Origin of the sequence: Dyella sp. (assembly GCF_035685885.1) — a bacterium.
GTDB lineage: Bacteria > Pseudomonadota > Gammaproteobacteria > Xanthomonadales > Rhodanobacteraceae > Dyella.
Genome location: NZ_DASRZX010000106.1, coordinates 1 through 25,231 on the forward strand (window position 1 = coordinate 1; position 25,231 = coordinate 25,231).

Consider the following 25,231-nt stretch of genomic DNA (forward strand, 5'->3'; position numbering starts at 1 on the left):
GACAGCTACGTCGATCTGACACTCTACGAACAGGATGACGAAGGGTTCGCTATCACGGCCTCTGTTGAGCATGGCCAGCATGTCACTGACTACAACCCAACTTCGATCAATGCTTTTCGCAAGCAAGGTAACTGGGCGCAACTCCTTATCATTTGCGAAGCCGCAATCATTGAGCAAAAGCAAAAGTCATCTGCGCAAATGAGCTACTACAAGGCAGATGAAATTAAAGACCGCTTCAAAGAATAGGTAACTTCTCCGCAACCCTTTCCATAACTACAACGGGCATTGAAGCACGATGAAGTTTCGCGATGATCAGGAAGCAGCCAATGCGCGAATGATGGCGCTGGTTGAGGAAATGAATGGGGAATCAGATCGCGCGGTTGCAATTGTAGGTCAAGCGTGGGTTGAAGAAGCCCTGTCCGACGCGATCACCTCATTCCTCCAAGAGCACAAGGAATCGCACGTTAGGCTTTTTGGTGGTGGCGGGTCCCTGACTGCTTTTTCCCCAAAGATTGATCTGGCGCGTGTGCTAGGCATCGTCTCGGATGCCATTTGGTCAGACTTGCATGGCATCCGAAAAATACGCAATGAGTTTGCCCATCACATAGCCCACAAAACGAAAAACACTAAGCTCACGTTTGCAGCGGATCATATTGCGAAGATGTGCTTCGCACTGCACTGCGTCGCGCACGAGAAGCACAGTGATCCTAGGGTCGCCTACACGAGAGCGTGCGCGACACTCAATGCGGACTTCGACTTGTTCACCATGATGGGCGACAAGGTACAGGATGGCTTCAAGGTCATTGCCAAAGACGTGGGCGACGCCTAACCGATTGGCTCGGGAACAGATCACCAGCCCTTACGCACGACGTATAAACGCCTAAGCGCGCATTCTCTCGGTCGCACTGGCGGAATCTTCCATCAGTGATAGGCAACGCCACGCCGATCTCACCAGCTTAGAACAGCGAATCTTTGTCGCTACTCGCGCCACCCATAATGCCGCCGCTGATATTTCCGCCACCAGTTAATAGGTTCTCCATGCTCCTAAGTGCAGGAGTTCCATGGCGGCCAGAGTCGCGAGGATTATTTAGGAAAGTCCACGCGGCGCCTGGCAAGTAACCATCCGCAGCCACGGAAAATATCTCAGCCACGACGAACCACACACCCTCGGCACGGGAGCGAATGCTCATGGCTAGTTGCTGCGCAGTGGTTTGATCCTCCGCAACGAGGATGTAGCACCCTGGCATATACCGATACCAATTCCGGATCAGCACAATGCTATCTAGCCTGGGCTGCATATTCTCCGGGGCATCCAGCGTGTTAAGCATGAATGTTTTCATGCCTTACCCCCAGCGTTGCCGGTCGGCGCGGCAGCTTGCGTAAGTCGAGCCTCTTTCACGTCAACGACTACCGCGTCAATCACATTAGGGTTACTGGTGGCTACATCCGAAGGAAGAGTCTTTGGCGAGCCTTCCTTAGCCTGTGCCTGTATAGCGGCCATACGCTCAATGTGTCGTTCGTCCTGCAATCGATCCGGGTTCTTGAACATGAAATACAGGAACCCACCGCCACCCGTAAGGCCGAAAAAAATCCACAGGGCGAGAATCGAATATAAGACAACCGGCTCGGGATGGCCCAAGGAAACGGCTATCAGAACCATGGAACAAAGACCAAACAACCAAAGCATCGGATTGATGGCGCTCTTGGTGCTTATCTCCCGCACCACCGAAGCGAATGTCCCTAGTCCCGCCGGCTCCGTCATGACTCGCTCCCCCCCCCGGATGGCGAGCAATGTACCTCATCTCCGCCCACTTCCGTGACCACTACCGTTTGCGACGCAGCGTGATCACATCGGCGGCATGGGCGGGCAACGGGCGATAGGCCGGCATCTGGCAATCCTGGATCACGGGCGAGCGCGTGCTAAGGCACTCCCATAGAACCCCGGGCGGAATGGGGCGCCCGTGCTGCGATTCATACGCCCAGCGCCATGCCGTCACTTGTATGGTGAAGAGCGCCTGCAAGTCCGGCTCGGCGGGCGCTTCCTCGCCCAGGCCCCTCTTTCACGGCATTTCTTTGCGGAAATCCCCTGGTTCCGTCATGCTCGCAGCGCAACGCCACACCAGGTCGCCCATGATCGAATTCGGACACGGAACGCACGTCGGCCTACGCCGCACGCGCAACGAAGACACCTATTACGCCGACGCGTCGCTCGGCCTGTTTCTGGTGGCCGATGGCATGGGCGGCCACCAGCATGGCGAGGTGGCTTCGGCGCTGGTGCGCGATGCGGTGGCCGATCTCGTGGCGCGTGGCCACACGCTGGTGGAAGCCGTGCGTGCCGCGGATGAAAGGCTGATCCGCCACAGCCGCGGCTTTGCCGACCCGCGCCCCATGGGAACCACCATCGCGGCACTACGCCTGCACGCAGACACCTACGAAGTGGCTTGGGTGGGCGACAGTCGTGTCTATCTATGGCAAAAGCACCTGCGCCAGGTCAGCCATGATCATTCGCTGGTGCAGGAGCTGGTCGAAGCTGGCACGCTCGATCCGGCACAGGCCTCGCGTCATCCCCAGCGCAACGTCATCACGCAGGCGCTCGGGATCACGGCGGCCGAACAGCTGCATATCGGCATGTCGCGCGGGCGACTGGAACCCGGCATGTGTTTTCTCCTGTGCAGCGATGGCCTCACGGAAGAAGTAACCGATGCGGCGATTGCCAGCATGGTGTCGCGGCGCGAGTTGTCGGCTCAGGAGTGCGTAGAGCACTTGCTGCTGGCCTCGCTCGATGCGGGTGGCAGCGACAACGTCACCACCATCCTCGCTCGCGTCAACTGATGCTCAGTTGACGGCCGGAATCGCCTCGCGTCGCCAGACGCTGGTACCGCCCGCGCTCTTGTCCAGGGCATCCAGACGTGATTCGTGCGCTGCAAGTTCTTCGGTGTTCGCCCGCAACACGCGCGGGCGACGGTCCAGCGTGACTGGCACAAGCATGACGGCGGCCCCCTGCTCCGGCGTGCCTTCGAAGCCCAAGTCGAGCACGACCTGGCCCGACGTCATCGAGAGATACACCTCGGCAAGCAATTGAGCGTCGATCAGGCCGCCGTGCAGGTCACGCGCCGAATTGTCCACGCCGAGGCGCTTGCAGAGTGCGTCAAGACTGTTGCGCTGCCCCGGGTAGCGCTCGCGAGCCATCTTCAACGTGTCGAGCACGGCACAACGGTCTTCGATCTTTCCGTACGATGCGCCCAGGCGTGCCAGCTCCGCGTTGAGGAAGCCAACGTCGAAGGTCGCGTTGTGGATGATGAGTTCGGCACCGTCGATGAAGGCGAGGAATTCTTCGACGACATCCGCGAAATGCGGCTTGTCGAGCAGAAACTCGTCCTCGATGCCGGCGACCTGACGCGCGCCTTCATCGATGGCGCGGTCGGGATTCAGATAGGTCTGGTAGTGGCGTCCCGTGGGACGGCGCTCGAACATTTCCACGCAGGCAATTTCGATGAGGCGATGACCCTGGCGAACCTCCAGCCCGGTGGTTTCGGTATCCAGTACGATCTGTCTCATGCCTTGCTCCTGAACTGCTCTGCCTGCTCGCGCGCCGCCACGTCGACGCGCTCGTTCTCAACGTGCCCGTTATGGCCACGCACCCAATGCCAGCTCACTTGATGTGCCTGCACTGCGGATGACAAGCGCTGCCACAGATCCTGGTTCTTCACTGGCTTCTTGTCGGCGGTGAGCCAACCATTGGCCCGCCACTTGGGCACCCACTCCTCGATGCCCTGCATGACATAGCGGGAGTCGGTGGTGAGCGCCACCCTGCACGGGCGCGTCAACGCTTCCAACGCGCCGATGGCAGCCATCAGCTCCATGCGATTGTTGGTCGTGGCCGGTTCGCCACCGGACACCATCCGTTCGGTTCCCTTGGCGCGCAGCAGGGCGGCCCATCCGCCTGGTCCGGGATTGCCCAGGCATGCGCCATCCGTAAAAGCTTGCACTTCAGTCATTGTTACCTGCTATGAGATCAGATCTTAAGACGCGGCATTGCGCCGTGCGCCTGGTGCCAGGCCCACGTTCACGGCCGCCGGCACGGCTTTGGGTTTGAGACGGATCGGAGTGGCCATCCGGCGACGCTTGCGTGCGATCAACAGATAACCGCCACCGAAGGCATGCGCGGCGTCGAGGCCGGCATGATTATTCGGCCACAGGCGTCCCACGCGCTCGATGCGCTCGATGTCCAGCTCGAACCGACGCACCCATCGCTCCAGCATGATGGGCGAATGCATCGCCGGTCCGCGGCCGCGCGTACGCCACAGCATCCAGGGGACCCACGCACTGAAGGGATGCAATCCCGTCAGCGCGAGTACGCCTCCGGGTGACAACACGCGAGACGCCTCTTCCAGCAACTCCTGCGGCGCGGTAGACACCTCAAGCGCGTGCCTCAGCAACACCAGATCGAACGCGTCGTCCACGAAAGGCAGCGGTTCTACTCCACTGGCCAGCACGTCGCCGGCGTAACGCGATCCTTCCGCATTGAGGCGCGTCCAGTTGCCCAGTAAAGGCAGCATCGGCGGCTCATCCTCGCGGGCCGCACTGATCAGCAACGCATGGGTGCCGGTGCAACGCTGCAAGCCGGGCACGAGCGCCACCGTTTCCTCGGCCAGGAGGCTACGCAACGGTGCGCTTTGGTAGATGTCTTGGTCACGCTGAGACATGCCGGGACGACCCGCTCCTGTGATTGGGACACAGTGTAACGGCTGCCTGCGGCGGCGTATCCTGGTTTGCATATCCAGCGGGACGGTGCCCACAAGACTGAACGTCCCAGGGGAAGATTAACGTCTCACTAACGAGTGCGTCGCCTGGCCGCTTTATAGTCGGTCACTTCGCGCAAGCCAGGATGCCTGCGTCAGTCGATACGAATACCGCGGAGGAGAACTCCTTGCACGTCGTACCGTTACCGGCGCTTGCCGACAATTACATCTGGTTGCTGTACGACGACGAAGGCCAGGCCATCGTCGTGGATCCAGGTGAGGCCGCTCCGGTCGAAGCAGCACTGGAAGATCGCGGACTCACGGTTCGCGCCATTCTTCTTACGCACCATCACCACGATCACATCGGGGGAGTCGACGCATTGCTGTCGCGGCACGACGTTCCCGTCTATGCACCGCATGACGAGCGCATTGCGTATGCCACCCATCGCGTGGGCGATGGCGATGTCGTTGCACTGCATGCGCCACGGGCCCGGTTCGAGGTGATTGCGGTGCCGGGACACACGACGACGCACATCGCCTATGCCGGTGAAGGCGTGCTGTTGTGTGGCGACACGCTCTTCAGCATGGGCTGTGGTCGCCTGTTTGAAGGCACGCCCGAGCAGATGCTCGCATCGCTCGATCGCCTGGGCAGCCTTCCTGGACACACGCTGGTGTGTTGCGCCCACGAATACACGGCGGCCAATGGGCGCTTTGCCCGCACCATCGAACCTGACAACGCCGCGCTCGCGGCACGCGAACGGGAGGTGACAGCATTGCGAAAGCATGATCAGCCAAGCCTGCCCGTGAGCCTTGCCACGGAGCAGGCCACCAATCCCTTCCTGCGCACGGACAGCGAAAGCGTGATCGCGTGGGGACGCAAGCATGGCGTTGCCGAGGATCGAGTCGCGCGCTTCGCCGCACTGCGCGCCAACAAGGATGTGTTCTCAGGATGAGCATGCGCCGTCTACGCCCACTGCCCTTGGCGATGTCAGCCCTGCTGGCCGCCTGCGCAACGACACCTACACCCAAGCCCCAGGCGCCGAAGGTACAAGCGCCCGCTCCCGAACCTGTCCGCGACATCAGCCATCCGGTAATGGGAACGACCAGGCCGAATGACAACGGCGCCGGCATGTGGGATCAACTGCGTGGCAGTTTCCAGATGGCCGACTGCGATGCCGATCCCGGCATCACGCTATGGGCTCGTCGCTACACCCAGAACCCCGAGCGCTTCGAGAACCAGCTCGCTGCCGCTGCACCTCGGCTGGCCTACGTACAGCAAGTGGCCGCACGGCACCACGTGGCGGGCGAATTCGCGCTGCTTCCCTGGGTCGAGAGCCAGTACCGCCCGATTCCCGGAGGCAAGAACATGCCAGCAGGCATGTGGCAGATCATGCCCACCACGGCCAACGCCATGGGCATCCGCGTCGACAAGAACTTCGATGGCCGTATGGACGTCCCCGCGGCAACCGACGCCATCATGGCGTTGCTCAGCCGTTACCACGACGACCTGGATGATTGGCGCCTGGTCGACTACGCGTTCAACGCGGGCGAATTCGGTATCAAGCGCATGGTGGCCCAGCATGGCACGCCGTCCGCCGAGCCCGTGGTGCCGAAGATGCCAGTGAAAGCCGTGACGCGCGAGCACCTGGTCAAGTTGCTTGCCATCGCCTGCGTCATTCGCGAACCCGACCGCTTCAATGTCAGCCTGCCCTCCCTCCCCTCCGAGGAGCGGCTGGTGACTGTGGCCATCGACAACTCGATGCCGATCGCTCACGCAGCGAACCGCGCAGGCATGTCAACCGACGAGCTCAAGGATCTCAACGCGGGCTTCCGCAACGGCGTGGTCGACTCGAGCGCCTCCTCTTACCTGCTGCTGCCAAGCAATCACGTACAGCAGTTCCGTAATTCGCCCCTCGCGGCTGGCAACGACACTGCCCCGAATGTGCCAGGCACCACGGTGCTTCCACCGCTGGGAGCCACACTGAGCGCATCGACAGCGGACGATGACAACAAGGCTTCCGGCAAGCATTCGGATGGCGAAAAGACGCACACCGTGAAATCAGGTGAAAGCTTGTGGAGCATCGCGCGGCGTTACTCGCTGGACGTCAGGCAGCTGCAGCAATGGAATCATCTGCAAAGCGCTGGCGTGAAACCGGGGCAGATCTTGAAGGTCAGCGCTCCCAGCTGACACCCGTCGTTGCAACGGGGATGCCTGGGCGCTGCCGGCGCACAGGTGAATATCGTTTCGCGCCGGGTGCAATCTGACGTTCGCACAGGAACAGTCATCACGCGGCGTCATACGGTCCACAAAAAAGGCAGCCCACGAGCTGCCTTTTTCGCTTTGTCATCAATCGCAGGGACTACATGCGGTCAGCGGCAATCTTGATTTCCGTCTTCGCCTTCAGTGCGTCGAGGAACTCCTGCGTGGCAAGAATGCCGTAGGCCTGCGCCATCTGCGTGCGCAACGCATCGCGCTGCTCGAAAGTCACCTTGGACAAATCGCCGTCCTGCACCTTGTCGACCGCCACCAGGGCGTAGCCGCCCTCTGCGGTCGCGACGCGCGCAAACTGTGCCTTGCCTGCCGCCGGGTGCGGCAACAGGAAGGCTTGCACGAGCACTTCGGGCGCCACGTTCTGCTGCATGCGGACGGCGTCCGGAACCGTCAGCAGGGCTGAACCCGCCGAGACCGCCACCGCCTGCATGTCCTCGCCCTTCTGCAGGCGGGCCAGCAGTGCATCGGCGCTCTTCAGCGCTTCGGCGGCCGCGCGCTCGTCGAGGATCTTCTGGCGCACCTGGTCACGGACTTCGGCCAGCGGACGCGCAGCTGCCGGCACATGTTTGTCAACGCGAACCACCACGGCGTGGTCAGGACCCAGCTCGACCAAGCCCGAGTTGTTGCCCTGCACGAGCACGTCGTCGGAGAACGCCGCCTGCACGAGCTTGGCGTCGGAGGCGATACCTTCACCACCCTTGCGGGAAATCATGCCCGTAGTCTTGATGGCCAGCCCCAGCGCCTGCGATGCCGGCTCGAGCGACGACGGGTTCTGGTAGGTCTGGTCGGTAAGCTTGCCCGCAAGTTCGCTGTACTGGCGATCGCGCTCGGTGCTCAGGTAGTCCTTGGCGATCTGGTCACGCACTTCGGCGAAAGGCTTGGCATCGCCGCTGCGCACGTCGCGCAGGAACAGCACGTGATAGCCCTCGTCGGACAACACCGGCTTGGAGATCTGGCCCTTCTGCAGCGCGAACATCGCCGAGTCAAACGCGGGAGTGGTCACACCCTTTTCCAGCCAGCCGAGGTCACCACCCGAGCGCTTCGAACCCAGGTCGTCCGAATCCTGTTCGGCCAGCTTGGCGAAGTTGTCGGCCGTGGCTTCGCCGGCGATCTTCTCGGCCTTGGCAAGCGCAGCCTTCTGCTGGTCCGGCGTGGCGTTCTTCGGCACGTTCACCAGGATGTGGGACACCAGGCGCTGCTCAGGCTGCACGAAGCGCTGCTTCTGGTCCTCATAGCGCTTCTTGAGCTCATCCTCGCTCGGCTGTGCATCGACCTTGAGATCGCTGCCGTTGACTTCGATGTACTTGAGCGAGACCTGCTCGGGGTTCATGAAGTCGGCCTGGTGTTCCTTGTAATACGCCTCCAGTTGGGCGTCGGCCACCGTGGTGTCGGCCAGCGCGGGGCGCGGGATGGCAAACCAGCGTAGGTCGCGACGCTGATAAAGCAGCGTCAGGTAGCGATCCATGTCCGCATCGGTCACCACGGCGCTGTCGATGATGGCGCGTGGCACCAGGCTCGGCTCAAGCGAAGCGCGCTGGCTGCTCTCGAACGACGCCGGCGTCATGTTCTGCGCGGCAAGAATGGCGCGGTACGTGGTGGGATCGAACTGGCCGTTGACCTGGAATTGAGGCGCGCCAGCGATACGCTCGCGCAACGCGAGGTCGGACACGCGCAGGCCCAGCGACTCGTTTGCCTGACGCAGCAGTTGCTCGTTGATGAGCTGGTCGAGGATCTGGCGCTTCGTTTCCGGCAGCTCGAACTGGGCAGCGTTGAATTGGTCGCCCATGCGGGCCATGGCGTCGCGGCGAGCCTCGTTCGTGCGCTCCTGGAAGTCACGCTGCGAGATCTCGTGCTTGCCGACCATCGCAACGTAGGTCTCGGTGTGCGATGCGAAGTAAGACTCGATGCCGAAGAACGAAATAGCAAAAACGCAAATGCCCAGAATGACGATGGAAGGCCATCCGTGAAGCTTGTTACGCAGTGCCTGCAGCATGGTGTGGTCTCGGCTATGTCGTTGTTCGGCGCACCATGTGCGCAGTGCTTAAAAGGCAAGGGCGCCACGCGGGCGCCCTTGCGAACTTGGCGGAGCGGACGGGACTCGAACCCGCGACCTCCGGCGTGACAGGCCAGCATTCTAACCGACTGAACTACCGCTCCGCATGTTTCTGGTGGGTGCTGTAGGGATCGAACCTACGACCCTCGCCTTGTAAGGGCGACGCTCTACCGCTGAGCTAAGCACCCGAAACTAAGCAAGTAGCCGCTTAGTTTAGGGCATCCTTAAGGGTCTTGCCAGCCTTGAACGCCGGGACCTTCGAGGCCTTGATCTTGATCGTCTCGTTGGTGCGCGGGTTGCGGCCGGTACGGGCAGCGCGCTTGCGCACGGTAAAGGTACCAAAGCCGACCACCGACACATCGTCACCCTTCTTCAGCGCCTTCTGCACGGTCTCGAAGAAAGCCTCGAGAGCACGGCCGGCGTCAGCCTTGGTGAGTTCGGCCTTCTCGGCAATGGCATTGATCAGATCGGTTTTATTCATTGAGACACTCCCTTAAACGGTTATGCAGCCCGCGTGGTCATTCTGGGACCAGGCGACACCCTCGCAGTGGTGCGTCCGGGTATCGCCAAGCAACCCCGCATCACTGCGCATCGTGCTCGACGTCAGGCTGCGGTGCCGCCTTTATACCAGTGGCCCCTAGGGTCCGCAATGACAAGGTTTTCCAAGGGTTCGCACGGTTCAGCCTGTTGCGCGAACGCTTGCAAAGTGTGGATTGAAACGTTATGCGATGTGTGTTCCAAACCATGACACGCTCATGAAAAACGGGCGGTCTCCCGCCCGTTTTTCAACGACCCGCGTCACGGATCAATGAGGTCGCGTGTACGACTCCTGGGACTCATCCTGGCTTTCCTCCCGGGGCGCCTTCGCCTTGCCCTCCACCTCCGCCGCCTGCAACGGCTGGAGCGGCCGCTCCAGCGCGATGTCCAGCACTTCATCGATCCAGCGCACGGGATGGATATCCAGCGAAGCAGTGATGTTCTGCGGAATGTCGGCCAGGTCCTTCTTGTTCTCTTCGGGAATGATGATTGTGGTGATTCCGCCGCGATGGGCCGCCAGCAGCTTTTCCTTGAGCCCGCCGATCGGCAGAACGCGACCGCGCAGCGTGATCTCGCCGGTCATGGCCACTTCGGATCGCACTGGCACCCGGGTCAGGACGGACACCAACGCCGTGCACATGGCGATGCCTGCGCTCGGACCGTCCTTCGGCGTGGCGCCTTCGGGAACGTGGATGTGGATGTCGTACTTCTGGTGGAACTCCGGGTCGATGCCCAGCCTGTCCGCGCGCGCACGCACCACCGACAGCGCAGCCTGGATCGACTCCTTCATCACATCACCCAACTGGCCGGTATGAACCAGGCGACCCTTGCCCGGCACCACCGACGCTTCGATGCTCAGCAGGTCGCCGCCGACCTGGGTCCATGCCAGGCCGGTCACCAGACCCACTTCGTTCTGGAGTTCTTTACGGCCAAAGTCAAAGCGACGGACGCCCAGGTACTGCTCCAGGTTGCCCGAATTGACGGCGACACTGGCCGGCGCCTTGGATTTCGACTTGGACGTCTTTGCTGCCGAAGCGGAAGCCTTCGCCGCTGTCTTCGCGGGCGCGGCCTTCTTGACCTGGCCAAGCGTCAGCTCCTTCACCACCTTGCGGCAGATCTTGGAAATTTCGCGCTCGAGATTGCGAACGCCGGACTCGCGCGTGTAATAGCGCACGATGTCGCGGATGGCCTCTCCGTCGACACTGAGCTCCTCCGGCTTCAGGCCGTTGGCTTTCAGCTGCTTCGGCAGCAGGTATTTCTGCGCGATGCCGAGCTTCTCATCCTCGGTATAGCCGGGGATGCGAATGACCTCCATGCGGTCCAGCAACGGGCCCGGGATGTTCAATGAATTGGCCGTCGCGATCCACATCACCTCGGAGAGGTCGAGATCGACTTCCAGGTAGTGATCGTTGAACGCGTGGTTCTGCTCCGGATCGAGCACTTCCAGCAGCGCCGAAGACGGGTCGCCACGGAAATCCATCGACATCTTGTCGATCTCATCCAGCACGAACAGCGGATTCTTGGTGCCGACCTTGTTGAGGTTCTGCACGATGCGGCCCGGCATCGAACCGATATAGGTACGGCGATGGCCACGGATCTCCGCTTCGTCGCGCACGCCGCCCAGACTCATGCGGACGAATTTGCGGTTGGTCGCCTTGGCGATGGACTGGCCCAGCGACGTCTTGCCCACGCCGGGCGGACCGACGAGACACAGGATCGGACCGCGCATGGTGTTCACGCGCTGCTGCACCGCGAGGTACTCGAGGATGCGTTCCTTGACCTTTTCCAGCCCGAAATGATCGGCATCCAGGACTTCCTGGGCGAGCTGCAAGTCCTTGCGGACTTTGCTGCGCTTCTTCCAGGGGACTCCAACCAGCCAATCGAGGTAGTTGCGCACCACGGTCGCTTCGGCAGACATCGGCGACATCTGGCGCAGCTTGCCGAACTCCTGACGCGCCTTGGCCAGCACCGGCTTGGGCATGCCAGCCGCTTCGATCTTCTTCTGCAGCTCTTCGATTTCGTTCGGGCCTTCCTCGCTCTCGCCGAGCTCTTTCTGGATGGCCTTCATCTGTTCGTTGAGGTAGTACTCGCGCTGGCTCTTCTCCATCTGCGTCTTCACGCGGCCGCGGATGCGCTTTTCCACCTGCTGCAGATCCATCTCGCCGTCGACCAGGCCGATCAGCAGCTCAAGGCGTTGGCCCACGTCGGAGGTCTCGAGCACTTTCTGCTTGTCGCCCATGCGGACGGACAGATGCGCCGCGATGGAGTCGGCCACGCGCGACGGATCGTCGATGCCAGACAGCGTCGCCAGCACTTCGGGCGGCAACTTCCGGCTCTGCTTGACCAACTGCTCGAACAGCGAAATGAGCGTGCGCGACACAACATCAAGCTCGCGCTCCTTGTTGCTGTAGATCGGCTCGATGACGCGCGAAGTGGCGGTGAGCATGCCACCGTCCTCGCTGTACTTCTCGATCTGCACGCGCGACTGCCCTTCGACAAGCACCTTCACGGTGCCGTCGGGAAGCTTCAACAATTGCAGCACGCCCGCAAGCGTGCCGATGTCATGCAAATCGCTGATCTTCGGATCGTCGATGTCCGGGCTCTTCTGTGCGACCAGCAAGATCTGGCGCTCACCCTCCATCGCGCGCTCAAGCGCGCGCATGGACTTGTCGCGTCCGACGAAGAGTGGAAGAACCATGTGGGGATACACCACCACGTCACGCAGCGGCAGCACCGGCAATGCATCCAGTGTGGCTCCAGTGGCCTGGGGTTCGGGGGCTTTTTTTGCCATCGAAGAGAATCTCTCAGGGATGAATAGCGTCTTTTGCCCCGACACTGCGCCGGGGCCTTCTGTACGTCAAGTGGTGGCAAACCGGGGCTTGCACAAGTGCATGACAAACCACGCAAACAAATTGGCCCCGGCACGAATGCCGGGGCCAATCAGTGGTTTCTCTCGCGTTAAGAGCGCGATCAGGCAGCGTCACCGCCCTCGACACGCGACTGCTTGAGGTTGCCGCGATAGATCAGATACGGCTCGGCCTGGCCTTCGATTACCGCGTCATCCACCACCACCTTGCTGACGTGCTCGAGTGACGGCAGCTCGTACATGGTGTCGAGCAGCACCTGCTCAAGAATGGTGCGCAGGCCACGGGCGCCGGTCTTGCGCTTCAGTGCCTTGCGGGCAATCGCCTGCAGGGCTTCCGGGCGGAACTCCAGCTCCACGCCTTCCATCTCGAACAGTTTCTTGAACTGCTTGGTGACGGCGTTGCGAGGTTCGGTGAGGATCTTCACCAACGCTGGTTCATCAAGCTCATCCAGCGTTGCAACCACCGGCAGACGACCCACGAACTCGGGAATCAAGCCATAGCGGACGAGGTCGGACGGCTCAACATCGGCGAGCAGCTTGCCAAGATTCTCCTTGCGCTCCTTGCTGCGCACTTCCGCCGAAAAGCCGATGCCCACCGTATCAGAGCGCTGCTGGATGACTTTCTCGAGTCCGGCGAATGCACCGCCGCAGATGAAGAGGATGTTCTTGGTGTCCACCTGCAGGAATTCCTGCTGCGGATGCTTGCGGCCGCCCTGCGGCGGAACGGAGGCCAAGGTGCCTTCGATCAGCTTCAGCAGCGCCTGCTGCACGCCTTCGCCGGAAACGTCACGCGTAATCGACGGGTTCTCGCTCTTGCGCGAGATCTTGTCGATTTCGTCGATGTAGACGATGCCCGACTGCGCCTTGTCGACGTCGTAGTCGCACTTCTGCAGCAGCTTCTGGATGATGTTTTCCACGTCCTCGCCGACGTAGCCGGCTTCGGTGAGCGTGGTGGCATCGGCGATGGTGAACGGCACGTTGAGCAGGCGCGCCAGCGTTTCGGCCAAGAGCGTCTTGCCCGAACCCGTGGGGCCGATCAGGAGGATGTTGGACTTGCCCAGCTCGACGTCATCGCTCTTCTGGCGCGATTCCATGCGCTTGTAGTGGTTGTACACCGCCACCGCCAGCGCCTTCTTGGCGCGGGTCTGGCCCACCACGTACTGGTCGAGCGTCTCCATGATCTCGCGTGGCTTGGGCAGCTGGCTGCGCCCCGAGGCGGCCTTTTCCTCAAGCTCTTCGCGGATGATGTCGTTGCACAGCTCTACGCATTCGTCGCAGATGAACACGGAGGGGCCCGCGATCAGCTTGCGCACTTCATGCTGGCTCTTGCCGCAGAAGGAGCAGTAGAGAATCTTGCCGCTGTCGTTGGAACGGCCCTGCCGATCGTCGCTCATGCCTGGATCCTGCTAGTAAATCGATTGCGGTTTGAGAATAGCACAGCGTTCCGCGTCTGCAGCGAGACGCGGAACGGCTTGCAAACCCGATACCAAACGCCTGAAATCAGGCCGATTTCACCGTATCGACGGCCCGACGGTCGAGGACCTGGTCGATCAGACCGTAATCCCTGGCCGCCTCGGCGCTCATGAAGCGGTCGCGCTCCATGTCCCGCTCGATCTTGTCCAGCGGCTGACCCGTATGCTGAACGTAGATATCGTTCAGGCGGCGACGCAGGTACAGGATTTCCTGGGCCTGGATTTCGATGTCCGTGGCCTGGCCGCGGGCACCACCCGACGGCTGGTGGATCATCACGCGCGAATTGGGCAGCGAATAACGCTTGCCCTTGGCGCCTGCCATCAGCAGCAGCGAAGCCGCACTGCAGGCCTGGCCGATGCACATGGTGCTGACGTCGGGCTTGATGAACTGCATGGTGTCGTAGATCGCCAGCCCGGCGGTAACCGCGCCGCCGGGGCTGTTGATGTACAGATGGATGTCCTTGTCCGGATTCTCCGATTCAAGAAACAGCATCTGCGCGACCAGCAGGTTGGCGACCTGATCGTTCACCTCGCCCACGAGGAAGATCACGCGCTCCTTGAGGAGGCGCGAATAGATGTCGTACGAACGTTCGCCGCGGGCGGTCTGCTCGACGACGATCGGTACCAGGTTGAGGTTCTGGATCGGGTCCATGGCCATGCTTTGTCGCTCTCCGGTTGATTTGCCTGAAGGATGCCTCAGGCGCTGACCGGGCGCATCACCTCGTCGAAGCCCAGGTTCTGCACGGTGGTGGTGGCGTGATCTGCCACCCATTCCGCGACCTGGTCTTCCATCACGCGATTCTGCAGCCCTGACATCAACTGGGGGTCGCGGTTGTAAAGTTCAACAACCTGCTCCGGCTCCTCGTAGGTCGAGGCGATGGCGGCTAGCTGCTCGGCGACGCGAGTGCGATCGATCACCAGCGCCTGCTTGCGGGCAATCTCACCCATCAACAGACCGGCGATGACGCGCTTGCGGGCGATCGGCATGGCTGCCTCGACCAGCTGCGGGGGCGCCTGCTGGCCGCGCGGCACGCTGCCCTGGGCCAGGCCCTGGGCCTCGGACTGCACCATCACGTTCGGCACGTCCAGGTCCGGATGGGCATTGGCCAGCTTTTCGGCCACTTCGGACTTCAGGCGAGCCATCAGGGTGGCCTTCAGTTCGCGCTCGAGGTTGGCGCGCACTTCCTTGTGGAAATGTTCCAGGTTGCCGTCGGCGATGCCGAACAGCTTGGCAAACTCGGCGTCCACTTCCGGGAGCTTGGGCTCCTGCACCTTGATGACCTTGAAGTGGCAATGAGCCGTCTTGCCGACCAGGTTCTCGTTGCGGAAATCGGCCGGGAACTCGATGTCGGCATCGAACTCATCGTCGGCCTTGCGGCCGGTCAGCACGTCGTCCAGCGCCTTGAACAGGTTGCCCGAGCCCAGCACGCTGCCGGCACGCTCCAGGCCCTCGGCCGGGAAGCGGTAATCGCCGGCCTGCGCCGAATATTCGAACATCACGAAGTCGCCCTCGACCGAGGCGCGCTCGACCGGATCGAAGCTGCGGCGCTGCACGCGCAGGGTTTCGATCATCTTCTCGATGTCGGTGTCGCTCACTTCCGACGCCGGGCGGCTGATCTCGAGCTTGGCGACGTCGACTTCCGGGAACTCCGGCATGATCTCGAAGGTGGCGGTATAGGCGATCTCGCCGTCTTCCGGACGACCCGTGGTGTTGATCGACGGGTTGGCCACCGGACGCAGGTTTTCCTGGGCCACGGCTTCACGCAGGGTGGTGCCGATCAGGTCGGAAAGCACTTCGCCACGAACCTGGTCGCCGAAACGCTGATTGATCACCGCCGTCGGCACCTTGCCCGGACGGAAGCCCTTCAGTCGTACCGTGCGGCCCATTTCAACGATGCGAGCGCTTACCTGCGACTCGAAACGCTCCGCGGGAAACTTCACGGTGAGCTTGCGCTCGAGCTTGCCGACGTTTTCAACCGAAACCTGCATGACGTCTCCTGGAATACCGATGCTGAGCGCCCGTCAAAGACGCTTGGCGACCCTCTGGGCCGCCTGCTTATGAAAAATCAAAGGGATGGTGCGAAAGGAGGGACTCGAACCCTCACGGGGTTACCCGCTGGAACCTAAATCCAGTGCGTCTACCAATTCCGCCACTTTCGCATCAGAACAACTCTGCGAAGTTCCCGTAAGCATCGGATTTATAAAGGAATTGCGAAAGACCTGATCCTCGCATCCCACCCCGGAAGCCTGCGGGCGCTCCGCCCTAAGTCGATGATTCCCTTACACGAAAGCGAGTCATTTTACGGTTCGCCCGGGCGGCAGCACAAGCGGGGCGATGTGCGCGAGAGGACGTCTCTGCGCGAATGCGACGCGGCCATCAACGATCCGACGCTCATCGGCAAACCGGATCGCTCGCGTGTTGCAGCAAATGGGTAGCCTGCTTACTTGGACGCACTCCACCGGAGGCAATGGCGTCGCGTCGGCTCACAGTTCCCGCAGCACGCGAAAACCGACGCGACCGCTACGAACGCTGGCATCGGCGCCCTGCCGGTATGCCGACCGCACCTGGTCGGGCGAGCTTCCCCAGGAACCGCCGCGAACCACGCGCGAGCTGCAACCGGGATTGACCCATGAGCTGCCGTCCCGTGGTGCGCGCAGATAGCTGTCGTGCCAGCAGTCCTGCACCCATTCGGAAACGTTGCCGCCCATGTCATACAAGCCGAATGGATTGGGCGAGAAACTCATGACGGGCGCCGGGCCCCAGAAACCGTCGCGGTAACCGGCGAAAGCGTTACTCCAGCGCCGCCCGCTCGGCGATCGGTCATTGCCGCCGGTAAGGTTCTCGACCCGCCCTTTGGGCGGCCCGTCGCCCCACCAGTACCGCGTCGTCGTCCCGCCACGCAACGCATACTCGAACTCCGCTTCGCTGGGCAGGCGGTAAGCCTTGCCGGTGCGCTGGCTCAGCCAGTCCACGTACGCCTTGGCGTCGTTCCAGGAAATATTGACGACCGGCATGCGGCCGTCCGCCTGGCGCCCCACATAGTCGTCCTGCCAGGAGGCATTGGCGTCGTCGCGCATGGCGCCAGTGGCCTCGTCATAGACGCTGGCGCCGCCCAGCTTCACCGAGTCGGGCTGGTAGCCGGTGGCTTTCACGAAATCGCGGAACTGCGCCACCGTCACGTCCGCCCGCGCGATGGCAAATCCCTTCGCGATGGCGACGTCATGCTGCGGCGTCTCGGCGTCCAGCCGTCCATCCTCGTTGTCAGGCGCGCCCATACGGAAACTGCCTGTGGGCACGACCACCATCGAGGGCGCCTGCCCCGGAATGTCGAGGAATCGATCAGAGAACACTTGGCCTGGCTTGTAGCTGGCATAAAGGTGTGCGTTGGTCAGGCGCTCGCTGAAGTCCGACAGCCCCGCAAGATCCGGACTGATCGTCTTGGCCTGTTCGGCGAGCTGTTCGGCGAGCGCGAGGTTCCCGGCATCCAGTGCGGAACGGGCCTGCGTCAACAAGCCCGCGGCCCGCGTCTGGCGCATGCCGTCCACGCGGGTGCGCACATCGCTCAGGGCCGGGGAATCCGGTGCGATCTGGGCAGCCTGTGCCAACGCCTGGTCGGCGCCCTTGAAATCATTCTGCGCGACGGCCGCCAGGGCCCGGTCCAGCACGACCCGTTGCACCTGCAGCAGGCCCTGGGCGGCAACGGCATTGTCCGCATCCAGCTGCTGCACCTGCCGATAGAGTTCCAGCGCGTTATCGCCCTGGGGCTGGTCCGCCTTGCCCTGCTGCAGCAGCGTCGACGCCTTGGCGAGCAACGGCCGGGCTTGCGACAGTACCTTCAGCTTGGCCTGCAGCTGGGCGACGTCGTCGCCGGATTCGGGAATGGTTTTCAGGGTGTCGAGTAGCTCACTGCTCGATTCGGAGTCACCTACGGCCAGATCCTGGTCGATTTCCGCCACTAGGCGGGCCCGCACTTCATAGAGGCCTTGCGCTGCGCGACGACTATCGGGCTTCTGCTTCAGCGCCAGCTCGTACAACGTTGCGGCACTGCTTCCGCCTCCCGCCAGCTGCCCCGCCTTGAGCGCCTTGTCGGCCCGCGCGATCAGCGCTTCCACTTCCGGCGTATCGGCGCTCAGCTGCTCCGGAAGATTGGCGTTCTTGTTGCCCAGGCGCGCCACGATCACTTCCGTCGGTGCGAGCGTCACCGGCGGACCGGCGTCGATTTCGGCCACGCCTTGCGGCGCCGGGGTTGCCGCCGGCGCCAATGAGGGCGCCGGTCCCAGGTTCATGGCTCGATGCGCGGCACTCGTGGAGGGCTCGACGTGGAAGACCCGCGGAAAGAAGTGGTAGACGAGCGCCAGCGAAAGCACGATCACGCCAACGGCCCCGCCCAGCGCGCGTTGTCGTTGTACGGTTTCCTTGCTCGGCATGGCTTGGTCCCGGGGAGGCCTGTTATCGTGCGACGCTTAACCATAGGCAGAAACCGATGTCAGGACAATGCGCGAGTACGCGTCCTGCATCGCCAGGAAGACTGATGCATCCACATTCACTGACCGCGCCTGACGCCGAATGGATTGATTGCCGCGATGCCCTGGAGGCGTGGCTGGCGACCGTTCCTGACCGCGCAGCGCTCGGGCTCGATACCGAGTTCATGCGGCGCAATACGTTTTATCCGCAACTGGCACTGATCCAGCTGGGATGGAACGAACGCTACGCACTGGTCGATCCGCTGGCTTTCGATATCGGCGATGCATTGCAGCCACTGGTGGGCGAAAGCAACGCGGTGACCGTCATGCACAGCGCGAGCGAAGACCTCGAGTCGCTTTCGCCACTGCTGCCGCATGGGCCGCACCACCTGTTCGACACGCAGATTGCCGCCGCTTTCGTGGGCATGGGGCTGGGCATCAGCTATCGCGCCCTGGTGGCTGAACTCGCCGGCGCCGAACTGGACAAGGGCGAAACACGCTCGGACTGGTTGCAGCGGCCCTTGACCGAATCGCAGCGCGTGTATGCCGCGCTGGACGTGGTGTATCTAAAGACCGTGCACGAGCAGTTGGCAGAACGCTTGACGCAGCGCAATCGCGCCGCCTGGCATGCCGAAGATTGCGAACGACTCAAGCAGCGCGCTTGCTATCGCGAGGGCGACCCGCAGCCGCAGCGTACATTTCGCAGTGCGTCCGACTGGGCACCGGAGCGGCGCGCCCTGCTTCGCCGGGTACTCCTGTGGCGTGACCAGACCGCGCGCACGCTCGACCGCCCGCGGCCGTGGCTGCTTGAGGATGCCCTGGTCATGAACCTCGTGCAGCAACACCCCAAGGGCAGCAGCGATCTTGAGCAGCGTACCCGCGGACAACGGGCGCTCCGTTCGCCGCAACAGCGCGAACTGCTGGACGTCCTGATGCGTCCCGTCGACCCGGAAGAAGTGGCCGCCTCCGAACCGATTCCCGAATCGCCGCAGGGTGAAGCCAAGCGCGCGCTATCGGCGATGAAGGACCGCATCGACGCGAAAGCCACCGAACTCGACCTTCCTGCCGGCCTGCTTTGCCCGCGCAAGGCCCTGGAGGAATATGTGGTGACCGCACAATGGCCCGAATTCCTCGAGGGCTGGCGCCGCGCGGTGCTGCACGACGATTTGGCAAGCCTGCTGGCCTGAGCCTGGGACTTGGCGAATACCAAAACACGCTGCTAACATGCGTGGCTCGTGTGGGGCCATAGCTCAGCTGGGAGAGCGCGTCGTTCGCAATGACGAGGTCGGGAGTTCGATCCTCCCTGGCTCCACCAAATTTCTTCCAGACGAAAAGCCTCGGGGTTAGCCCCGGGGCTTTTTCGCATGTGCGTTTCCCTTGCGTTCTCGAAAGACCCTGCGATTTGACGGAAGGGATACCTTTGCGCCTGAGTGGATGTGACGCGTCAAGGCACGCCAGCGGCCATGCGCATTCCATGCATCAGTGACGACATCCGGCACCGATCTTCCGCCCTGCGAGGTTCCAGCTAGTCGGCGAGCGCGCGCAGTTCGGCATGGCGCGATTGGCGAAGGTCGTTGCGGAGCGCTTCCACGAAATAGGCAGGTGCCGCGTCGATGGCGGTTCGCAACAGGACACAGGCTTCGTCGATGCGCCCCTGCTCCACCAGCACCGAAGCCCAGCTGCACTGCCCGCGGTAGTCGCCTTTCTCGGCGGAGCGCTGATACAGCTCGCGGGCCCGGTCGGCATCCGCCTCGGTTTCCCACCCGAACTCGTAGTACTGGCCAAGGAAGTGCATCGCCCGCGCGTGCCCGGCTTCGGCGGCACGGGCAAACCATCGAAACGCTTCCGTGCGATTGGCAGCCACGCCTCGACCATTGGCAAGGACGTTGGCGTAGTTGTACATCCCATGCTCCGAGCCATGCTGGGCCGCTTCGCGATACCAGACCGCCGCAAGCTCCGCATTGACCGGTACATCCCAGCCATTTTCGTAGATGCGGCCCAGCATGTTCATCGACACGGGCTCGCCCTGATGGGCGGCGTGCTGGAACCAATAGAGCGCTTCGGCGGCATTCCTCCGGCAACCGATACCTTCCAGGTACATCTGCGCCACGCCCAGTTGCGATGCCGAGTCACCTGCCAACGCCTGCACCAGCAGCGTCGCATGGACCTGCGAGGGATCGGTCCGCAACAGGTGCAGCAATTCGTCCGCGCGCGCCTCGGTGGCCGGATGATTCATGGGCGTGCCGCCGCGCAGTGCAAGGCATCAACGAGGCGAGCGCCGCAGACGGGGCTGTAGGGGAACGACATGTATGTCCTGTTTCGTCACGGCCGACGGCGGGTCGGGCGGTCGGCGTTCGACAGTAGCAGAAACCGCAACGCCCTCGCCCACCCCATGCCTCTTCACCACAAAAACAACGATTACAACGACTTGAGCCCCTGGTCGAGATCTCCGGCAAAGCGGCGCATGACGACGTCCAAGCGAAGATGCCGGCATCGGTTACACGCGTCACAGGATGGCATCCGCCATCTGGCAAGCATCCTCTGGCCTAGCTGAAATCGGTACCGACCCTGCTAGCCTTGCGGCGCAACGTGCGTTCGTCGCACGCCACTCGCCCGCACTGAAGCAGGCGAAGCCTTGGGCACGAAGCTCCTAATCCAAAGGGCGATCCATCGGATAACCTGCGGGCCGGCTCCGAGCCATTCCACACCAGACAGCGGGATCCCGGCATGCAGAATCTGGAAGATACCAAGCTCGCCATCATCGGCCTCGGCTATGTGGGCCTGCCGCTGGCCGTCGAGTTTGGCAAGCGTTACGACACGGTGGGATTCGACATCAACCGTGGCCGTATCGAAGAGCTGGGCGCGGGGCGCGACAGCACGCTGGAAGTGACCGCCGAGGAACTGGCGGGCGCGGATCGCCTGCGTTTCAGCAGCGATCTGGCGGAGCTGGCCGACCGCAACGTCTACATCGTGACGGTGCCGACGCCGATCGATTCGGCAAAACGTCCCGACCTCACGCCCCTGATCCGCGCCAGCGAGACGCTGTCCAAGGTGCTCAAGCGCGGAGACATCGTGGTGTACGAATCCACGGTCTATCCCGGCTGCACGGAGGAAGTGTGCGTGCCGATCCTTGAGAAGGGATCGGGGCTGGCGTTCAACCGCGATTTTTTCGCCGGCTACAGCCCTGAACGCATCAACCCGGGCGACAAGCAGCACCGCGTTACCAGCATCCTCAAGGTCACGTCCGGTTCGACGCCGGAAACGGCGGATTTCGTCGATGGCCTGTACGGCTCGATCATCACCGCCGGCACCCACAAGGCCAGCTCGCTCAAGGTGGCCGAGGCGGCCAAGGTGATCGAGAACACCCAGCGGGACTTGAACATCGCGCTGGTCAACGATCTCTCCATTCTCTTCAACAAGCTCGGCATCGATACGCTTGAAGTGCTGCAGGCCGCGGGCACGAAGTGGAATTTTCTGCCGTTTCGCCCCGGGCTGGTGGGCGGCCATTGCATCGGCGTGGATCCCTACTACCTCACGCACAAGGCGCAGGAAGTGGGTCACCACCCCGACGTCATTCTTGCCGGGCGACGCACCAACGACAGCATGGGCTTGTACGTCGCCAACGAAGTGATCCGGCTGATGGTGCGCAAGGGCATCAATCCGGTGCGCGCACGCGTGCTCGTGCTCGGTCTCGCCTTCAAGGAAAATTGCCCGGACCTGCGCAACACGCGCGTCGTGGACATCGTGCAGGCGCTGCGCGGCTACAACGCAGAAGTCGACGTGCATGACCCGTGGGTCGACGCGGCCGAGGCGAATCACGAATACGCATTGAGCCCGGTACGCGAACCGGCAACCGGAAGCTACGACGCCGTCATCGTGGCGGTGGGCCATCGCCAGTTCGTCGCACTCGGCGCCGAAGGCATTCGCGCCTTCGGCAAGCCCTCCTCCGTCGTCTATGACGTGAAGTACGTGTTGCCGCGCGACGCCGTCGACGGCCGACTGTAAGAGCACCAAGGAACGTGTCATGAAAGTGTTGGTTACCGGCACCGCCGGCTTCATCGGATCGCATGTCGCCGAGCGACTGCTTGCCCGCGGCGACGAAGTGGTCGGCCTCGACAACCTCAGCGACTACTACGACGTCAACCTCAAGAAGGCGCGACTGGCGCGCTTCTCCGATCGGCCCGGCTACACGCACATCCACGCCGACCTCGCCGACCGTGCCGCGATGGAGCGCGCATTCGCCGAACATCGTCCTCAGCGCGTGGTGCATCTGGCTGCGCAGGCGGGTGTGCGTTATGCCGCGGAAAATCCCCACGTTTACACCAGCAGCAACGTGGTGGGTTTCCTGCACGTACTGGAAGGTTGCCGCCAGCACGGCGTGGAGCATCTCGTCTTCGCCTCCACCAGTTCGGTGTACGGGGCGAATACGGCGATGCCGTTTTCCGAGCACAAGTCGGCGGAGCATCCGCTCACGCTCTACGCCGCCACCAAGAAAGCCAACGAGCAGATGGCGCACAGCTATGCGCACCTGTATGGCATTCCCAGTACCGGCCTGCGGTTCTTCACGGTGTACGGGCCGTGGGGACGACCCGACATGGCGCTGTTCCTGTTCACCCGCGCCATCCTCGCGGGCGAGGCGATCCGCGTGTTCAACCATGGCCGCCACAAGCGCAGCTTCACCTACGTCGACGACATCGTGGAAGGCGTGATCCGCACGCTCGACAAGGTGCCCTCCATCGACCCCGCATGGAACAGCAACATGCCCAATCCGGCGAGCAGCGGCGTGGCGCCGTTCCGCCTCTTCAACATCGGCAACGAACGCCCGGTGGAGTTGTTGCAATACATCGAGGTACTGGAGCAGTGCCTGGGTCGCAAGGCCACGATGGAACTCCTGCCATTGCAGGCCGGCGACGTGCCCGACACGGAAGCCGATGTAACCGACCTGATACAGACCGTTGGCTATAGGCCGCAGGTGTCGGTAGAAACCGGGGTCGCCAACTTTGTACGCTGGTATCGGGATTACTACCGCGTGTGATGGATTGAGGCCAACGTCGCCCTGAACGGTCGAGCGCGGCCCAGGTCCACCGCAGCACGCTGGAATGCGTTGCCAACGGGGACCTGAGGGGACTGGCGTGATCATCGATTACCTGGCCGGGGACCAGCCCGCCGATATCCACGTGGACCTGTGCATCATCGGCGGCGGCGCTGCGGGTATTGCTATTGCACGCTCGTTTGCCGGCAGCACCACCACGGTGTACCTCATCGAGAGCGGAGGCATGAGCGGCGAAGAGCACAGTCAGGCGCTGTGCGAAGGCAGCTCGGCCGGCGACATCGATTTCAACCCGGGAACGTCGCGCATGCGCGTGTTCGGCGGCAGCTGCAACCTGTGGGGTGGCGGTTGTATTCCGCTGGGCCGGCAAGACCTGGAACCACGCGACTGGGTGCCCCATAGCGGCTGGCCCATCAGCTACGCCGATCTCGAACCGTATTACGCGCGGGCGCGCGAGTACTGCGGCATCGGCGACCTGGACTTCGTGGACGGTACGTTTGCCGAACCGGGCCCACGTGGACTCCTTTCCTTCGATGAAGAGAAGCTGGTCAATCAGTTCTTCGCACGCAGCCCCATCCTTTTCGGCGATACCTATCGCGACGAACTGGAGCGCGCCAGCAATATCACAGTGCTATTGCACGGCAACCTGCTCGAGCTGACGCCGACGGAAGATGGCCGGAATGTGCTCTCGGCGCGCATCGGCTCACTCAGCGGTGCCCGTAGCATCGTTCGCGCACGACATTACGTACTTGCAAGCGGCGGCATCGAAAACGCGCGCCTCATGTTGCTTTCCAACTCGGTGGTGCCGCAGGGGCTTGGCAACCAGCGCGACGTGGTGGGCCGCTATTTCATGGACCATCCAAGCGGCACGCTCGGCACCCTGACCGCGGATGCGCCGCATCGCATCACCCGCCCGTACGAACGGCGAGCCATCAAGGGCGAGCCGCCGGCCTTCCCCGAGATCGCCCTGTCGCCACAATTCCAGCGACACCACCGCGTGCTCAATGGGCGCGTGCATCCCTTCGGTGTGGAGGGCCCGTTACCCCGCGGCATCCGGGCGTTGCGTGAACTGCGGTCCGCCTTGCGCACCACGGTGAAGAACGAGAATGCACTGCTGGAAGAGAAACTCTCCCAGGCACTGCGCAACGCACCTGCAGGACACGCCATCGCCATGCCTCCCAACTTGGGCATCGCCGCGCTGAGGGTTGGCCTTGGCGTAGGCGACCTCGTGCGCGCGTGCGTGCACAAGCTGGCTGATCGTCCCACGGTGGCCAGCAGCCATGTGGACCTGGTCGGCTACTTCGAACAGGCGCCCAATCCGGATAGCCGCGTAACGCTGGGCCATCAGATCGACGCCTTCGGGCAGCGCAAGGTCAACGTCCACTGGCGCCTGACGCCGCTTGACCATCAGACCTACCAGTTCTCCGGCCGCCTGTTCGGCGAAGAGATCGCGCGCGTGGGCAACGGGCAATTCCGGCTGAGTCCGTGGTTGTCAGACCCCACGGCCAAACCCGAGGTTCATGGCACAGCGCATCACATGGGCACCACGCGCATGTCCGACGATCCCACCACGGGCGTGGTGGATCGCCAGTGCAAGGTGCACGGCATGGACAATCTGCACATCGCCGGCAGCTCGGTGTTTCCGACCGGTGGCTGGGCCTTCCCCACGTTCACCATCGTTGCCCTGAGCCTGCGCTTGGCTGATGAATTGCGCGGTCTGCTGGCTGCCTGCGCGAACACGGGCCTGCTGTAGGCGTCGCCGGGCAATATGCGGG

At 62.6% G+C, this 25,231-nt stretch carries 22 protein-coding genes and 4 tRNA genes; 10 read left to right on the forward strand and 16 right to left on the reverse strand.

Annotation, left to right across the window (positions count from 1 at the left end; all coding sequences use genetic code 11):
- Positions 1 to 246, forward strand: a 246-nt coding sequence (locus VFG49_RS12555; RefSeq protein WP_324860984.1) for a hypothetical protein, incomplete at its 5' end; no start/stop codon positions are given.
- A 49-nt stretch (positions 247 to 295) separates the two neighbouring features.
- Positions 296 to 829 (forward strand): hypothetical protein, encoded by a 534-nt coding sequence (locus VFG49_RS12560; protein WP_324860986.1) that lies wholly within the window; start codon positions 296 to 298, stop codon positions 827 to 829.
- A 127-nt stretch (positions 830 to 956) separates the two neighbouring features.
- On the opposite strand, the gene VFG49_RS12565 is transcribed toward VFG49_RS12560, so the two are convergent.
- Positions 957 to 1,340, reverse strand: coding sequence for a hypothetical protein (locus VFG49_RS12565; RefSeq protein ID WP_324860988.1), 384 nt, complete (start codon positions 1,338 to 1,340; stop codon positions 957 to 959).
- Positions 1,337 to 1,762 (reverse strand): hypothetical protein, encoded by a 426-nt coding sequence (locus VFG49_RS12570; protein ID WP_324860989.1) that lies wholly within the window; start codon positions 1,760 to 1,762, stop codon positions 1,337 to 1,339. Before VFG49_RS12570 ends, VFG49_RS12565 begins: the two co-directional genes overlap by 4 nt.
- A gap of 368 nt (positions 1,763 to 2,130) precedes the next feature.
- Between VFG49_RS12570 and VFG49_RS12575 the strand changes: the two genes are divergently transcribed.
- Complete coding sequence (locus tag VFG49_RS12575) at positions 2,131 to 2,832, forward strand: PP2C family protein-serine/threonine phosphatase (RefSeq protein ID WP_324860991.1); 702 nt, start codon at positions 2,131 to 2,133, stop codon at positions 2,830 to 2,832.
- A gap of 3 nt (positions 2,833 to 2,835) precedes the next feature.
- Here VFG49_RS12575 and dnaQ read toward each other — a convergent pair whose 3' ends face one another.
- From dnaQ to VFG49_RS12590, 3 genes are read right to left on the reverse strand one after another with little or no spacing between them, the layout of a single operon-like run.
- A complete protein-coding gene (gene dnaQ / locus VFG49_RS12580) occupies positions 2,836 to 3,558 on the reverse strand; it encodes a DNA polymerase III subunit epsilon (RefSeq protein ID WP_324860993.1) in 723 nt (240 codons plus the stop codon).
- Positions 3,555 to 3,998 carry a ribonuclease HI gene (rnhA, locus tag VFG49_RS12585; protein WP_324860995.1) on the reverse strand — a complete coding sequence of 148 codons (444 nt, stop codon included), beginning with the start codon at positions 3,996 to 3,998 and terminating at the stop codon, positions 3,555 to 3,557. Before rnhA ends, dnaQ begins: the two co-directional genes overlap by 4 nt.
- 24 nt (positions 3,999 to 4,022) lie before the next feature.
- On the reverse strand, positions 4,023 to 4,706 hold the full coding sequence (locus VFG49_RS12590) for a methyltransferase domain-containing protein (protein WP_324860997.1): 684 nt from the start codon (positions 4,704 to 4,706) through the stop codon (positions 4,023 to 4,025).
- 224 nt (positions 4,707 to 4,930) lie between these two features.
- Between VFG49_RS12590 and gloB the strand changes: the two genes are divergently transcribed.
- Together gloB and VFG49_RS12600 are read left to right on the forward strand one after the other, a co-directional pair.
- Positions 4,931 to 5,695: a hydroxyacylglutathione hydrolase gene (gene gloB, locus VFG49_RS12595; RefSeq protein ID WP_324860999.1), complete on the forward strand. Its 765-nt coding sequence runs from the start codon at positions 4,931 to 4,933 to the stop codon at positions 5,693 to 5,695.
- Positions 5,696 to 5,697: 2 nt separating this feature from the next.
- A complete protein-coding gene (locus VFG49_RS12600; RefSeq protein ID WP_324861001.1) occupies positions 5,698 to 6,930 on the forward strand; it encodes a LysM peptidoglycan-binding domain-containing protein in 1,233 nt (410 codons plus the stop codon).
- 172 nt (positions 6,931 to 7,102) lie between these two features.
- Here the strand turns inward: VFG49_RS12600 and VFG49_RS12605 are convergent, their stop codons facing one another.
- The 10 genes from VFG49_RS12605 to VFG49_RS12650 all read right to left on the reverse strand — a co-directional run bounded on the left by VFG49_RS12605 (position 7,103) and on the right by VFG49_RS12650 (position 18,370).
- Positions 7,103 to 9,007, reverse strand: a complete 1,905-nt coding sequence (locus tag VFG49_RS12605) for a SurA N-terminal domain-containing protein (protein WP_324861003.1) — start codon at positions 9,005 to 9,007, stop codon at positions 7,103 to 7,105.
- 87 nt (positions 9,008 to 9,094) lie between these two features.
- A tRNA-Asp gene (locus VFG49_RS12610) sits at positions 9,095 to 9,171 on the reverse strand.
- 9 nt (positions 9,172 to 9,180) lie between these two features.
- Positions 9,181 to 9,255, reverse strand: a tRNA-Val gene (locus VFG49_RS12615).
- Between the two features lie 20 nt (positions 9,256 to 9,275).
- Complete coding sequence (locus VFG49_RS12620) at positions 9,276 to 9,548, reverse strand: HU family DNA-binding protein (RefSeq protein WP_019465590.1); 273 nt, start codon at positions 9,546 to 9,548, stop codon at positions 9,276 to 9,278.
- Positions 9,549 to 9,872: 324 nt separating this feature from the next.
- Positions 9,873 to 12,395, reverse strand: a complete 2,523-nt coding sequence (gene lon / locus VFG49_RS12625; RefSeq protein ID WP_324861008.1) for an endopeptidase La — start codon at positions 12,393 to 12,395, stop codon at positions 9,873 to 9,875.
- Between the two features lie 179 nt (positions 12,396 to 12,574).
- A complete protein-coding gene (gene clpX, locus VFG49_RS12630) occupies positions 12,575 to 13,864 on the reverse strand; it encodes an ATP-dependent Clp protease ATP-binding subunit ClpX (protein ID WP_324861010.1) in 1,290 nt (429 codons plus the stop codon).
- A 106-nt stretch (positions 13,865 to 13,970) separates the two neighbouring features.
- A complete protein-coding gene (gene clpP / locus VFG49_RS12635) occupies positions 13,971 to 14,600 on the reverse strand; it encodes an ATP-dependent Clp endopeptidase proteolytic subunit ClpP (protein ID WP_324861012.1) in 630 nt (209 codons plus the stop codon).
- 38 nt (positions 14,601 to 14,638) lie between these two features.
- Positions 14,639 to 15,931, reverse strand: coding sequence for a trigger factor (gene tig / locus VFG49_RS12640; RefSeq protein ID WP_324861014.1), 1,293 nt, complete (start codon positions 15,929 to 15,931; stop codon positions 14,639 to 14,641).
- A gap of 86 nt (positions 15,932 to 16,017) precedes the next feature.
- Positions 16,018 to 16,102: transfer RNA gene (locus VFG49_RS12645), tRNA-Leu, on the reverse strand.
- 324 nt (positions 16,103 to 16,426) lie between these two features.
- On the reverse strand, positions 16,427 to 18,370 hold the full coding sequence (locus tag VFG49_RS12650) for a formylglycine-generating enzyme family protein (RefSeq protein WP_324861016.1): 1,944 nt from the start codon (positions 18,368 to 18,370) through the stop codon (positions 16,427 to 16,429).
- Between the two features lie 104 nt (positions 18,371 to 18,474).
- On the opposite strand from VFG49_RS12650, the gene rnd reads away from it, so the two are divergent.
- Together rnd and VFG49_RS12660 are read left to right on the forward strand one after the other, a co-directional pair.
- The gene (gene rnd, locus VFG49_RS12655; protein ID WP_324861019.1) at positions 18,475 to 19,593 is read left to right on the forward strand and encodes a ribonuclease D; all 1,119 of its coding nucleotides are present in this window, start codon (positions 18,475 to 18,477) and stop codon (positions 19,591 to 19,593) included.
- A gap of 52 nt (positions 19,594 to 19,645) precedes the next feature.
- A tRNA-Ala gene (locus VFG49_RS12660) sits at positions 19,646 to 19,721 on the forward strand.
- Between the two features lie 210 nt (positions 19,722 to 19,931).
- On the opposite strand, the gene VFG49_RS12665 is transcribed toward VFG49_RS12660, so the two are convergent.
- Complete coding sequence (locus VFG49_RS12665) at positions 19,932 to 20,642, reverse strand: tetratricopeptide repeat protein (RefSeq protein WP_324861020.1); 711 nt, start codon at positions 20,640 to 20,642, stop codon at positions 19,932 to 19,934.
- Positions 20,643 to 21,133: 491 nt separating this feature from the next.
- Between VFG49_RS12665 and tviB the strand changes: the two genes are divergently transcribed.
- From tviB to VFG49_RS12680, 3 genes are all read left to right on the forward strand, one after another.
- Positions 21,134 to 22,411 carry a Vi polysaccharide biosynthesis UDP-N-acetylglucosamine C-6 dehydrogenase TviB gene (gene tviB, locus VFG49_RS12670; protein WP_324861022.1) on the forward strand — a complete coding sequence of 426 codons (1,278 nt, stop codon included), beginning with the start codon at positions 21,134 to 21,136 and terminating at the stop codon, positions 22,409 to 22,411.
- 19 nt (positions 22,412 to 22,430) lie between these two features.
- Positions 22,431 to 23,441, forward strand: a complete 1,011-nt coding sequence (locus VFG49_RS12675; RefSeq protein WP_324861024.1) for an NAD-dependent epimerase — start codon at positions 22,431 to 22,433, stop codon at positions 23,439 to 23,441.
- Between the two features lie 97 nt (positions 23,442 to 23,538).
- Positions 23,539 to 25,209, forward strand: coding sequence for a GMC oxidoreductase (locus VFG49_RS12680; protein ID WP_324861026.1), 1,671 nt, complete (start codon positions 23,539 to 23,541; stop codon positions 25,207 to 25,209).
- Positions 25,210 to 25,231 lie beyond the last annotated feature (22 nt).